The organism is Pseudomonas sp. G2-4 (genome assembly GCF_030064125.1).
Taxonomy (GTDB): Bacteria; Pseudomonadota; Gammaproteobacteria; order Pseudomonadales; family Pseudomonadaceae; genus Aquipseudomonas.
In genome coordinates this window covers 1,844,360-1,857,047 of the sequence record NZ_CP125957.1, presented here as the reverse complement: position 1 = coordinate 1,857,047, position 12,688 = coordinate 1,844,360, and the positions used below count along the sequence as shown (strand labels likewise).

Genomic DNA, 12,688 nt, shown 5'->3' with positions numbered 1-12,688 from the left:
CTTCGCAGATCGAACAGAGGGGTAGTTGAACGGCGATTGTACACCGCCACCTGTTATTTCGGGGAGAGCGGCAATCAAGCGTCCGATGTGCAGCAGCTCAGGGGGCTTTGCAAGAACCCCTGTGGGAGCGAGCTGGCTCGCGATAGCGGTGGGCAGCCGGCACCGATGTTGAATGTGCCGCCATCATCGCGAGCAAGCTCGCTCCCACAAAGGGCCTGCCTGGAACCTGAAGATTACAATTCGAACCGCAGCTCAGGCCAGATCGGCGAGGTGCCGCGTTTCTGGGACTCCAGGATCGCCCGGCATAATGAACAGAGGCGATGATCCTGGAATATCTTGCGATCAACCCCCGACCAGCGCGGCTGAGCCGGTAACAGGCTGCCGCAGAGGGTCCGGTCGGCCGAGCCGCCGAGCTCCAGCTGCCGAGTCACCAGATGTACCCGCACTTCCTGGCAGGCGAACAGGTCCAGCTGTTCGTCAGGCTCGATCAGTTGGTAGGCAAACAGGGACCAGGCGGGACGCGGCATCGGGGGCTCCAAATCGGGGGCGCCACATTAGCCGAAAGCCCGCCTGTAGAAAAGCGTCAAAGCAGCGGTTTCAGCGTCGGCCAGACATTTTCCAGCAACTTGCCTTGGGCCGCGACGGACGGGTGCAGTCCGTCACCCTGCATCATCCCGGGAACACCCCCGATGTCCTTGAGGAAAAACGGCACCAGCGGCACTTTTTTCTCCTCGGCCAGGGTGCTGTAGACCTGGGCGAAGGCATCGGTGTACCGGCGCCCGTAATTGGGCGGCAGTTGCATGCCCAGCAACAATACCTTGGCACCGCTGGCGCGGGAGCTGTCGATCATCGCTGCAAGGTTTTGTTGCAATTGTGTTGGCGGCTGTCCGCGCAAGCCGTCGTTGCCACCCAGTTCGAGGATCACCAGGTCCGGCTTATGGGCTGCAAGCAGCGCTGGCAGGCGCGCCTGGCCTCCCGAGCTGGTGTCGCCACTGATGGAAGCATTGACCACTTTATCGTCGAAACCCTCGGCCTTGAGCCGTTGTTCGAGCAACGCTACCCAACCTTGCCGGGTATCCAGGCCGAAAGCCGCGCTGATACTATCGCCAACGATCAGGACCGTACCCGCCGCTGCGTTCTGGGCCATGCACATCAAGGCCAGGCCGGCACTCAAAAACCACACACGCATCGGATTCTCCATGGGCTCAAGCATTCTCACCGCGAAGGACCTTAGCAAAGTGGTTCCCAGCGCGGAAGGTGAACTGACTATCCTGCACGAACTCAGCCTGGAACTGAACAAGGGCGATAGCCTGGCCATCGTCGGCGCGTCCGGTTCCGGCAAATCCACGCTCCTGGGCTTGCTGGCGGGCCTCGACCTGCCGAGCAGCGGCGAAGTGACGCTCGCCGGCCAAGCCCTCAGCACGCTGGATGAAGACCAGCGGGCGCGGATTCGCGCCGAGCATGTCGGTTTTGTTTTCCAGTCATTCCAATTGCTCGACAGTCTCAACGCCCTGGAGAACGTCATGCTGCCGCTGGAGCTGGACGGCCGCAAGGATGCCCGCGAACGCGCCACGGAACTGCTGCAGCGGGTCGGCCTGGGCCAGCGCCTGACCCACTCGCCTCGCCAGCTCTCCGGCGGCGAGCAGCAACGCGTGGCGATTGCCCGGGCGTTTGCCGCCGAGCCTGATGTGCTGTTTGCCGACGAACCCACCGGCAACCTCGACAGCCACACCGGCGAGCGCATCAGCGATCTTCTGTTCGAACTGAACAAGGAAAGCGGCACGACCCTGGTGCTGGTCACCCATGATGAACGCCTGGCCCATCGCTGCCGGCGCCTGATCCGACTTGAAGCCGGCCAGATGGTCGCGCCACTGGAGCCTTGATGGCACGTTTGCCGCTGTTGCGCCTGTTCAGTCTCGCTGTCCGCCAATTGCTGCGCGATGCCCGCGCCGGCGAGTTGCGCGTGTTGTTCTTCGCCCTCCTGGTGGCGGTGGCAGCGAGTACCGCCATCGGTTACTTCGGCGCTCGTCTCAACGGTGCGATGATGCTGCGCGCCACCGAATTCCTCGGCGCCGACCTGTTGCTCGAAGGCAGCTCGCCCGCCCGTCCCGAACAAATCCGCAGTGGCACCGAGCTGGGCCTGGAACATGCCCGGGTGGTGGAGTTTTCCAGCGTCGTCGCCACCGACAATGGCATCCAGCTTTCCAGCGTCAAGGCCGCCGATGACATCTACCCATTGCGCGGCGAGCTGAAAAGCGCCCCAGCCCCATTCGCGCCGGAAGAAACTGGCGGACGACCGAACCCTGGCGAGGCCTGGGTCGAAGCCCGGCTGCTGACAGCACTGGACCTGAAAATCGGCGACAGCATCGACGTAGGCAACAAGACCCTGCGCCTGAGCCGAGTCTTGACCTACGAGCCGGATCGCGCCGGCAACTTCTACAGCCTTACGCCCCGGGTCATGATCAACCTCAAGGACCTGGACGCCACCGGCGTGGTGCAGCCCGGCAGTCGCGTCAGTTATCGCGACCTGTGGCGCGGCCCGGCGCCAGCCCTGCAAACCTACCGCGACCTCGTCAAGCCGGGCCTGGAGGCCAATCAGCGCCTGCAGGATGCCCGCGACGGCAACCGGCAGATCGGTGGAGCCCTGGGCAAGGCCGAGCGCTACCTGAACATGGCCAGCCTGGTGGCTGTGCTGCTGTCCGGCGTCGCCGTCGCACTCTCGGCCAATCGCTTTGCCACCCGACGTTTCGATGCCAGCGCCCTGCTGCGCTGCCTGGGCCTGTCACGCCGGGAAACCATGGTGCTGTTCAGCCTGCAATTGACGGTGCTGGGCCTGCTGGCCAGCATCAGTGGCGCCCTGCTCGGCTGGATCGCCCAACTGGGATTGTTCGCACTGCTGCATGACCTCCTGCCCACCACCGTACCGCCGGGAGGCCTGCTGCCGGCGATAGCCGGGATCGGTACCGGGCTGGTGGCGTTGGCGGGGTTTGCCCTGCCGCCGCTGGCCGCGCTGGGCCGGGTACCGCCGTTGCGCGTGCTGCGCCGGGACATGCTGCCGATCCCCTCCAGCACCTGGGTGGTCTACGGTGCCGCACTGGGGGCCCTCGGCCTGATCATGTGGCGCCTGAGCCTGGACCTGGTCCTGACCTTCGCCCTGCTGGGTGGCGGCGTCATTGCCGCACTGGTGCTCGGCGGCCTGCTGCTGTTGCTGCTCCAGAGCCTGCGCCGCCTGTTGGCCCGCGCCTCCCTGCCCTGGCGGCTGGGCCTCGGCCAGTTGCTGCGTCATCCCCTCGCGGCGGCCGGCCAGGCCCTGGCATTCGGCCTGATTCTGTTGTCCATGGCATTGATCGCGCTGCTGCGCGGCGAGTTGCTGGACACTTGGCAAAACCAGTTGCCGAAAAACGCCCCGAACTATTTCGCCCTGAACATCCTGCCCAACGACAAGCAGGCCTTCACCGACAAGTTGCTCGCGCTGTCGGCCCAATCGGCGCCGCTCTACCCCGTGGTACCGGGGCGACTCATCAGCATCAACGGCGAACCGGCCAAGGAGTTTGTCACCAAGGACTCGGCCGGTGATCGGGCGCTGCAGCGCGACCTGAGCCTGACCTGGGCCGCCGACCTGCCAGCGGGTAACGTCGTTACAGCCGGAGCCTGGTGGCCGCAGCAGCCACCGGACGATATCCCGGGGGTTTCGGTGGAAGGCAAAGTCGCCGACAACCTCAAGATGAAATTGGGCGACCGCCTGGTGTTCAGCGTGGGCGGTGTCAACCGTGAAGCGAAGGTCACCAGCCTGCGGGAGATCAACTGGGACAACTTCCAGCCCAACTTCTTCATGATCTTCCAGCCCGGCACGCTGAAGGACCTGCCAGCCACCTATCTCACCAGCTTCTATCTGGCAGCCGGCCACGACCAACAGATTGTCGACCTGTCCCGGTCCTTCCCGGCGGTGACGATCCTGCAGGTCGAAGCCCTGCTTGAACAACTGCGCAGCATCCTGGCCCAGGTGACCCTGGCCGTGGAGTATGTGTTGCTATTTGTCCTGGCGGCCGGGATGGCCGTGCTGTTCTCTGGCTTGCAGGCCACCCTCGACGAACGGATTCGCCAAGGCGCGTTGCTGCGAGCCCTGGGCGCCGAACGGCCACTGCTGGTCAAGGCCCGGCGCATCGAGTTCGGCTTGCTGGGTGCGGTCAGCGGCCTGCTCGCGGCCCTCGGTTCGGAACTGGTGAGCCTGGTGCTTTACCGTTATGCCTTCGACCTGCCCTGGCATCCGCACCCATGGCTGCTGGTGCTGCCTTTGGTGGGCGCATTGTTGATCGGCACGGCCGGCGTGTTTGGCACCCGTCGTGCGCTCAATGCCAGTCCACTGACAGTATTGCGCGAGGGTTGATAGACTTCCGGCTTCACCCTGACAAGAAGTTGCCATGAGCCGCTATCGTCCACCCCGCACCGCCGGCACCGCGCTGATCACCCCCGAGGGTGAAGCGCGGATGCGCGCCGAATTCCATGAACTGTGGCATGTGCGCCGTCCTCAAGTGACCCAGTCGGTCAGCGAAGCGGCAGCCCAGGGTGATCGTTCGGAAAATGCCGAATACACCTACGGCAAGAAAATGCTGCGGGAAATCGACAGCCGCGTGCGCTTCCTCACCAAACGCCTTGAGGCGCTTAAGGTCGTCAGCGAAAAACCCAGTGATCCCAACAAGGTGTATTTCGGCGCCTGGGTCACTGTCGAAGATGAAGATGGCAAAGAAGCGCGCTATCGCATCGTCGGTCCGGACGAGCTGGATTTGAAACAGAACCTGATCAGTATCGATTCACCGTTGGCGCGGGCACTGATCGGCAAGGCCCTGGACGCCGAAGTCAGCGTCCAGACGCCAACAGGAGAGAAACGGGTCTACATCGTGGACATTGCTTACCCGTAATCCGACGCCTTCGGCTTGCAGCCAACCTGGACATCTCAACGACGGGTGATCAATCCCTGCCGCGCGACACGGGTCAGTTGCCGGATCATTTCAGGCGCGTCGGCCGCACTTGGGGACTGGATGACAGCCAGGTCGAAACTGTCGTTGGCAAAACGTGCCAGGGACTCACCGTCTTCGACAAACTGGATCAGGAAAGCCGCAGGCCCGTGGCTACGTCGCGGCCAGCCGTCGAGATAACGCAACAGCGTTGGCTGGTGGGTACCGCCCAGGAGAATTTTTGGATTGCGTTGCAGAAGGTTCGCCGTGATCGGCGCTAGACGTACAAGGGGGCTGGGTGCGTTCATCGTGTCGTGTCTCTGCCTCAAAAGTCTGCATGGCAGGTGAGAGGCAACACCGAACCAGCGCTTTAGCGGTATTTCGAAGCCTGGCTTTCCGGCTTCTGTCGGCAACTGGATGAGTCACCTGGCGCCCCGCAAGTAGCTGTTTAAATCGGCGCATGAGCGGCATCCTAGAGAAGCTGACTGGCCAGTGTCAAGAATCGGCGCTCATTAAAAAGGCCTGTACATGACGGCAATGTCACTTAAGAAGACGGTGCTTCTTTCCTGAGGGGGCGTTTTTTGGGCTTGTCTTTCTGGGGTGGGATTTTATAGTTGGTGTGTATATCCGTTTCTTCGGTAACGGCTACTTAGGGTTCCGCCCTGACGGCGGCTCACTTTGAGAAGCGCAAAAGTAAGCAAAACGCTTTTGCCCCACCACTCGGTGCCTCGCCTAGGCTCGGCATGCCCTCACTCCGGCATTGCTCCGTGGGCCGCCGCGAAGGACCATCCATGGTCCAGCGCGGCTAACCCGGCATCCATGCCGGGTTGCCCACTGCGCAATGCCTGCGTTCGGCCAGCGTGGTTAATGGGGCGCCGAGATCAACGTCCACCCCGAGGCGGCCTGAGAGCCGACCTGGCTCTTCCGGTCGTACTCCGCTCCAACTGTGGGAGCGAGCTTGCTCGCGAAGGCGGCCTGACAGCCGACCTGTTTCTTGCGACTGTACTCCGATCCCCTTGTGGGAGCTTGCTCGGGATGGCGATGGCTCAGTCAATGAAGATGTTGAATGCTCCGGCCTCTTCGCGAGCAAGCTCGCTCCCACAGGAGAAACGCGGTCCTACCCCAAACCAGGTCGGCTATAAGGCCGCCTCGCGGCGGACGTTGATCTCGGCGCCCCGTTAACCACGATGGCCGAACGTAGGTATTGCGCAGTGGGCACCTCGGCATGGATGCCGAGGTAGCCGCGCTGGACCATGGATGGTCCTTCGCGGCGGCCCACGGAGCAATGCCGGAGTGAGGGCATGCCGAGCCTAGGCGAGGCACCGAGTGGTGGGGCAAAAGCGCTTTGGTTACTTTCGCGCTTTTCGAAAGTGACCCGCCGTCAGGGCGGAACCCTAAGTAGCCGTTACCGCAGCAACGGATATACACACACTATAAAAACCCATCCATAAAGACGAGCCAAAAAAACAGCGCTCCCCCTCAAGAAGAAGCACCGTTTTCTTAGCGAACAGCAGTGAATACAAAAACAGGCCTTGCGCCTCAAACCATGCAATCAATCAGCAATGGCACGATCGACTGACAACCTGCCGGCACCTTCAATCAGCACCGCAATACTGCCAGCCAGCAACGCCAGGGCAAACTCATAACCGTTGTTAGCCATGAACAAACCGTTGCCAATGTGCACAGAGAAAATCGCCACCAGCGACAAGAAGGCCAGGCCCAACGCCGCCGGACGCGCCAGCAAACCGATGATCAACGCCAGCCCGGCGAAAAACTCAGTACCGCCCGCCAGTGTCGCCATCACATAACCTGGGGTCAGGCCAATGCTTTCCATCCACTGCGCAGTCCCCGTCAAGCCGTAGCCGCCAAACAGGCCAAAGAGTTTCTGCGAGCCGTGAGCGGCGAAAATGATACCGACAACGATACGCAAGACAGTCAGACCGTAACCAGCGCGGGTAAACAAAACTTTATTGATCAACGAGCTCATGGGGGCATCCCTAGGTGTGTGGTTGTTGGTCGCCATATTAATCAAAAAAACTTGTCCTAAAAGCGCAAATACTCCGACATACCAATCAGTTTAATCGATTATTTACGCTGGACGACCTTCTGTACGTCAGGTTCCAGCGACTCCCGTTCCCGATCAAACGCCAAATAGTATTTATTCACGCTATTAACATAGCTGACGGCGCCCATTCCCACCTGCTCCATGGCGATGCGCTCTACCTGGAAAAACCATTGATTGGGGTTCAGCCCCCGGCGCCGGGCCTCGGCACGCATCCCCTGGACGCGCTCTGGCCCCATGTTGTAAGCGGCCAATACGAAGGCCATGCGCTCGCGCTCGTTGAGCTTGGGGCTGGAGAAGAACTTGCGGCGGATCAGGGCCAGGTACTTGGCGCCGGCCTGCACATTGGCATCCAGGTTCTGGATGTTACTGACCCCGACTCGCTGGGCCGCCGCCGGAGTGATCTGCATCAGGCCGGTCGGGCCGCTGCCGCTGCGGACGTTGGGTTGCAGGGCTGATTCCTTGAATGCCAGGGCCGCCAGGTTGAGCCAGTCCATGCCCTGGGCCTGGGCATGTTTTTGCAACACCGGGCGCAGTTTCTCCAGGCGCTGGCGATTGGCCCGGGCCAGCGGATAGTGCACCTGGTACAAGCGGCGGTAGATGCGCAGGAACGCGGCGTCCTGGTTGGAGGGTACCTTGTAGGTCGCCAGGAACTGGTCGATGCTCGCCCGCAGCATGGCGGCGTCGCGACGCACGAACCAATACTCGTCACCCGGTTCACCAATCAGCACCTGACGATCGAAGCGTAACTTGGGGAGGATCTTGCCCCAGCGCTCGGCAATGGGTTGCTCGACGATCGTCAGGTGGAAAATCCCGCCCTGGACCATTTCCAGTACATCTTCCACCGCCAAACTGGGGTCGACCCATTCGATCTTCACCGGTGGCAACTTGAGCAACGCGAGCTTCTGGTTGATCTGGCTCACCGCATCCCCTGCCGCACTGCCGTTGGGCAGGGCCAGGGTCTTGCCGGACAGTTGTTCCACACGTGTGTAGCGCTTCTCGCCCTTGATGCCCACCAGCAGCAACGGCACGTCACTACGGATCGGGTTACTGGCGCTGATCGCATGAGCGGCCTGGAGATCGAGCAATTCGCCGGGCGCCACGAGGTCGCCCTCCCCGCGCTGCAAGGCGCCGAGCAACTGGTCCTTGGCCTTGGGAATGATCTTGAGGGTGATTTCCTGCCCGTCCCGGGCGTGGCCGTTGAGGTATTGCTCGAAGGCCCGCAACCGATGGTATTCGACGCCAATGGGCTGTCCCTGGACTTCGCCGGAACTGTTGCGGCTCTGGTTGACCAGCACCTTCAAAACCCGGCTGCTGCGGATTTGCGCCAGGTCGCGCACCGTGCCCGGCGCCACTGTCTGTACAGGTCCGGGCAGCCGTGCTTCGGCCGGCATCGGCAACAACAGCGAACAACACAGCAGTAGCAAGACCTGAGGACGTGTCATCCACTCTCCGGAAGAACACTGCGGACCGCCGCCTTGAAAATCGAGGCTGGAGTCGACAGAAGCAGAGCGCCTGAGGCGCTGAAAAGTGCGAAAGACTGGCACAGTGATGGCTTTTATACCAACCCGACTTGTCTCGCGGCCTCAACAGACAGCCTCAACTCGTTGTAGTTCTTGGCTTTTCTTATAAATCTACAGCTCTGGTATGCTTTCCGGCCTTTGGGCCGAGGTAGCACCATGCAACTCATCGATATCGGCGTCAACCTGACCAACCCCAGTTTCGCCGACAAACACCAGGCGGTGCTTGAGCGCGCCTATGAAGCCGGGGTCTGCCAACTGGTCCTGACTGGCACCAGCATCGAGGGCAGCGAGCAGGCGTTGGCGCTGTGCGAGCGCCTTGATGACAGCGCAGAGCGGCTATTTTCCACCGCCGGTATCCACCCCCACAGCGCCAGCGACTGGACCGCCGACAGCGCCCGGCACCTCAAGGATCTGCTTCGGCAAAGCCGCGTCCGCGCGGTGGGTGAATGCGGGCTGGATTTCAATCGGGACTTCTCCCCCCGCCCACAACAGGAAAAAGTCCTGGAAGAACACCTCGCCCTGGCGGTGGAATTGCAACTGCCGGTCTTCCTCCATGAGCGGGACGCCGACCAACGCCTGCTGGAGATCCTCCGGGAGTTTCGCGACCAGTTGCCTGCAGCGGTGGTGCACTGCTTCACCGGCGAAAAAAAGGCGCTGTTCAGTTACCTCGACCTGGACCTGCACATCGGCATCACCGGTTGGATCTGCGATGAACGCCGAGGCACCCACCTGCATCCCTTGGTACGCGACATTCCCCGCGGACGGCTGATGCTCGAAAGCGACGCGCCGTACCTGCTGCCCCGCACGCTACGACCTAAACCCAAGAACGGTCGCAACGAACCGGCCTATTTACCGGAGGTTTTGCGCGAGGTGGCTTTACACCGTGGGGAAACCCAGGAAGACCTGGCGGCCCATAGCACGGCGTGCGCCCGGGCGTTTTTTGGGTTGCCACTGATTTCCTGAACGACATAAATCCCTTGTGGGAGCGAGCTTGCTCGCGATGGCGATGGGTCAATCAGCCTGCCTGAAAGCTGATTCACCGCGATCGCGAGCAAGCTCGCTCCCACAGGGGAACCACTTTGTCTGTTGACCCGCATCAACACTCACGTCCTCGAGTAGCAGCAGAATACTGGCACCTTGCCAATGCTGTTTCCGCTATCAGAGAAGACCTTCCATGGGTGCCTGGCTTAGCAATATCTCACTGAAGTACAAATTCTGGGCGGTCAATGCGGTCGCCTTTGTCACCACCTTACTGCTGGTGCTCTACGCCGTGCACCTGGAACAACAGGCGCGCAACCACGCGGCCCAGGCGAACGCCCAGGCCCAGGCACACTTGCTCAATGCCTGGCCTGCGGGACAAACGTTGCCCAAGCTCGACTACGTCCTGACCTTCCAGCGCGATCAGGCCCCGGTTTTCAACGGACAGTCACTGCCTTCGCTGGTGCAGGCCGATGGCTGGGTCGAATTGAACGCCGCACCTCTGTTCGGCGACGATCCACTGCTGGGTGCCGAAGTGATCCGGCGAAGCGACGACCAACGGCTCGCGGTCTTCGCCCATGGCGCCAGCCTGGGCCAAGTGTTTGGTGAGCGCTTCAGCCAATACGCCGTGGCGGTGTTTGTGTTGATGCTGGCGATGCTCGGGGCCTCGCAGCTGTTGATCCGTTTTCTGCTCAGCCAACTCAACACCCTGAAGGACGTGATGCTGCACGTGGAAAAAACCGGTGACTTGTCCGCCCGCGTGCCCCTGGCCTGCAAGGACGAAGTGGGCCAGATGGCCACCGCCTTCAATGCTATGCAAGCCGGTTATCAACGGGTGGTTGATACGGTGGCCAGCACTGCCCGGCAACTGGACAGTGGTGCGGCGCGCCTGGCATCGAGCATGAACGATGTTCGTCGCGGCATGCTCGGCCAGCAGAGCGAGACTGATCAGGCGGCCACGGCGATCAACGAAATGTCTGCCACGGTTTATCACATTGCCCAGCACGCGGGCGCCACCCGCGACCTGTCGAAAACCGCCGACACCCTGGCCGGCAACGGCCGTGAAGTGGTCAGCCGCGTGCAACAGTCGATCACCGGGCTGTCGTCGGGCGTGCAGCAGACCGCCGAGATGATCGGGCGCCTGGCCGAAGACAGCCAGAAGATCAATGGCGTGGTCACTGTGATCCACAGCATTGCCGAGCAAACCAACCTGCTGGCCCTCAACGCGGCCATCGAAGCAGCACGGGCCGGGGAAATGGGCCGTGGTTTTGCCGTGGTGGCCGATGAGGTACGCAACCTGGCCAAGCGGGTACAGAGTTCCACGGATGAAATCACCGCCATGATCGCGGCCCTGCAAGCCGGAACCCGGGACGCTGTGAATTTCATGCAGGAGAGTTCAAACAAGGCCGACGATTGTGTGCAACAGGCCCGCGAGGCCGGCGAGGCACTGGAACAGATCACCGGTGCCGTGGCACAGATGCGCGAAAGCAACACCCAGATTGCGGTCGCGGCCGAGCAGCAAAGCCAGGTCGCCGAAGAGATGAACCGGGCAGTGGTAAGTATTCGCGACGTGACCGAAAACACCGTACGCCAGACCGTGGACTCGGCCACCACCAGTCATGAACTGGCGACATTGGCGGGCGAGTTGAACAAGGCGATTGGGCAGCTCAAGCTTTAGAATACCGACCTGCTCGACTTCCCCCGTGGCGAGGGAGCTTGCTCCCGCTGGGGTGCGCAGCGCCCCCGTCCCAAAAGCCCCCCAATCAATCTGACGCACCGGGGTTATCGTTGGGGGCCGCTTCGCGGCCCAGCGGGAGCAAGCTCCCTCTCCACAAAAGCAAGTCATCGCGACACAGGGGGAAAAGGCTATGGCCACCTATCGCGCCCATAGCCAACCGCGATTCGCCGCCCCGCCCGGGCAAGCCTATTCTGGGGTCATTCAGTATCAGTATCATGAACTCAAGGATCAGCATCATGGGCAAACGTCACCCCCACCTTCCGGCCTGGCAATGGCGCGCCGATCCTGCCCTCCACCGTCACCCGACCAATCAGGTATTGCACCTGATGGCCGTGCCGCTGTTCATCATCGCGTTTCTGTTGATGGTGTCGGGCGTATTCAGTTTGAGCCTGGCTAATGTCGCCATCGGCATCATCGGTGTGGTCGCTGCACTCGGGTTGCAGCGCCACAGTCACGAAAAGCCTTAGCCGAAGATGGTCACCGTCTGCCGGCTCAAGGCGATCAAGCGGCCATCGGCACTCCAGAACTTTGCGGCGACGTGGCCGTAGCCGTCCTGGGCGTGGTCGATCTCGGCCAGGTATTTGCACCAGTCCAGTGTGGTGAGTTCCAGCAGCGGCTGGACGAATTCGATGGTCCAGGTGAGCGTACTGCCCGGCGTCATTTGCGTGAGGTGCGGCAACAACGCTGGCGGCCAGGCGTCCACCAGGGCCAGGATGTGGCCTTCGTTCAACGCTTCTTCTTTCACGTCCCCGCGCAAACGCACCCACCCCCCCATGCTCCGGGATTTGTTGCCCGAGAACGGTAAGCCACCGACGCTCCAGCACATCGCCAAGTGGCGCATGAATTCCGGCGTGCCACCTTTGATGTAGGGCAACTCCTGGCATTGCTCCACGCTTCTGAATTCAGGCGCGGGGTCGGCCTGCACCGCCACCACGGAGGACCGCGATGCGCCAAAGCTGCCCTGCACCACAGTCACCACCTGGCCGTTCTGCACGGCCCGCCCCAATACCTGACTGACCGCCTTGCCTTCACGCAATACGTCGACTTCGAAACTGACGGGGACGTCGGGCTCGACCGGGCCGACAAAAGTGATCGCCAACGAGCGCACCGGGCGATCCGCCGGCACCTGGGCGCGCATCGCCTCGTATTGCAGCGCCGCCACCAGGCCGCCAAACATGGCGCGCCCCTGACCCCATTCGGGCGCGATGGTCACGGCGTCTGGCTGACGGCGCACGGCATCGATCAAATCGGAAAAGCGCATGACGACCTCGAAAACAGGGGAAAAAGATGAAGGGATCTTAACCAGCCCGGATCAGCCGCACAGCGCTCATTCCGGCCAAAGAGACTGACAGAAGAGCCGAGAACCCTGAATTCACCCCAATCGACTGTGGGAGCGAGCTTGCTCGCGATAGCGGTGGGTCAGTCAACTAGA

Annotated in this window: 11 protein-coding genes and 1 pseudogene; 6 read left to right on the top strand and 6 right to left on the bottom strand. The window is 61.9% G+C overall.

What is annotated here, in order from left to right; translation table 11 throughout:
• Positions 1-233: 233 nt before the first annotated feature.
• Entirely contained in the window at positions 234-527 is a 294-nt protein-coding gene (locus QNH97_RS08290) for a hypothetical protein (protein WP_003183788.1), read from the bottom strand.
• Between the two features lie 56 nt (positions 528-583).
• On the bottom strand, positions 584-1,189 hold the full coding sequence (locus QNH97_RS08285) for an arylesterase (RefSeq protein WP_283556396.1): 606 nt from the start codon (positions 1,187-1,189) through the stop codon (positions 584-586).
• A gap of 10 nt (positions 1,190-1,199) precedes the next feature.
• Here QNH97_RS08285 and QNH97_RS08280 point away from each other — a divergent pair, with 10 nt between their 5' ends.
• The 3 genes from QNH97_RS08280 to greB are packed head-to-tail and all read left to right on the top strand — an operon-like array spanning position 1,200 to position 4,919.
• Positions 1,200-1,883 (top strand): ABC transporter ATP-binding protein, encoded by a 684-nt coding sequence (locus QNH97_RS08280; protein ID WP_283556395.1) that lies wholly within the window; start codon positions 1,200-1,202, stop codon positions 1,881-1,883.
• The gene (locus QNH97_RS08275) at positions 1,883-4,387 is read left to right on the top strand and encodes an ABC transporter permease (RefSeq protein ID WP_283556394.1); all 2,505 of its coding nucleotides are present in this window, start codon (positions 1,883-1,885) and stop codon (positions 4,385-4,387) included. Before QNH97_RS08280 ends, QNH97_RS08275 begins: the two co-directional genes overlap by 1 nt.
• A 34-nt stretch (positions 4,388-4,421) precedes the next feature.
• Positions 4,422-4,919: a transcription elongation factor GreB gene (gene greB / locus QNH97_RS08270; RefSeq protein ID WP_123342075.1), complete on the top strand. Its 498-nt coding sequence runs from the start codon at positions 4,422-4,424 to the stop codon at positions 4,917-4,919.
• Between the two features lie 35 nt (positions 4,920-4,954).
• Here the strand turns inward: greB and QNH97_RS08265 are convergent, their stop codons facing one another.
• The 3 genes from QNH97_RS08265 to QNH97_RS08255 all read right to left on the bottom strand — a co-directional run bounded on the left by QNH97_RS08265 (position 4,955) and on the right by QNH97_RS08255 (position 8,462).
• Entirely contained in the window at positions 4,955-5,263 is a 309-nt protein-coding gene (locus tag QNH97_RS08265) for a class I SAM-dependent methyltransferase (protein WP_283556393.1), read from the bottom strand.
• 1,244 nt (positions 5,264-6,507) lie between these two features.
• On the bottom strand, positions 6,508-6,942 hold the full coding sequence (locus tag QNH97_RS08260; protein WP_283556392.1) for a DoxX family protein: 435 nt from the start codon (positions 6,940-6,942) through the stop codon (positions 6,508-6,510).
• Between the two features lie 98 nt (positions 6,943-7,040).
• A complete protein-coding gene (locus QNH97_RS08255) occupies positions 7,041-8,462 on the bottom strand; it encodes an MltF family protein (RefSeq protein WP_283556391.1) in 1,422 nt (473 codons plus the stop codon).
• A gap of 234 nt (positions 8,463-8,696) precedes the next feature.
• Between QNH97_RS08255 and QNH97_RS08250 the strand changes: the two genes are divergently transcribed.
• The 3 genes and pseudogenes from QNH97_RS08250 to QNH97_RS08240 all read left to right on the top strand — a co-directional run.
• Positions 8,697-9,503: a TatD family hydrolase gene (locus tag QNH97_RS08250; protein ID WP_283556390.1), complete on the top strand. Its 807-nt coding sequence runs from the start codon at positions 8,697-8,699 to the stop codon at positions 9,501-9,503.
• Between the two features lie 211 nt (positions 9,504-9,714).
• The gene (locus QNH97_RS08245) at positions 9,715-11,196 is read left to right on the top strand and encodes a methyl-accepting chemotaxis protein (RefSeq protein ID WP_283556389.1); all 1,482 of its coding nucleotides are present in this window, start codon (positions 9,715-9,717) and stop codon (positions 11,194-11,196) included.
• Positions 11,197-11,492: 296 nt separating this feature from the next.
• A pseudogene (locus QNH97_RS08240) lies at positions 11,493-11,711 on the top strand (terminase); the annotation flags it as partial.
• A gap of 8 nt (positions 11,712-11,719) precedes the next feature.
• Here the strand turns inward: QNH97_RS08240 and QNH97_RS08235 are convergent.
• Complete coding sequence (locus tag QNH97_RS08235; RefSeq protein ID WP_283556388.1) at positions 11,720-12,517, bottom strand: acyl-CoA thioesterase; 798 nt, start codon at positions 12,515-12,517, stop codon at positions 11,720-11,722.
• Positions 12,518-12,688 lie beyond the last annotated feature (171 nt).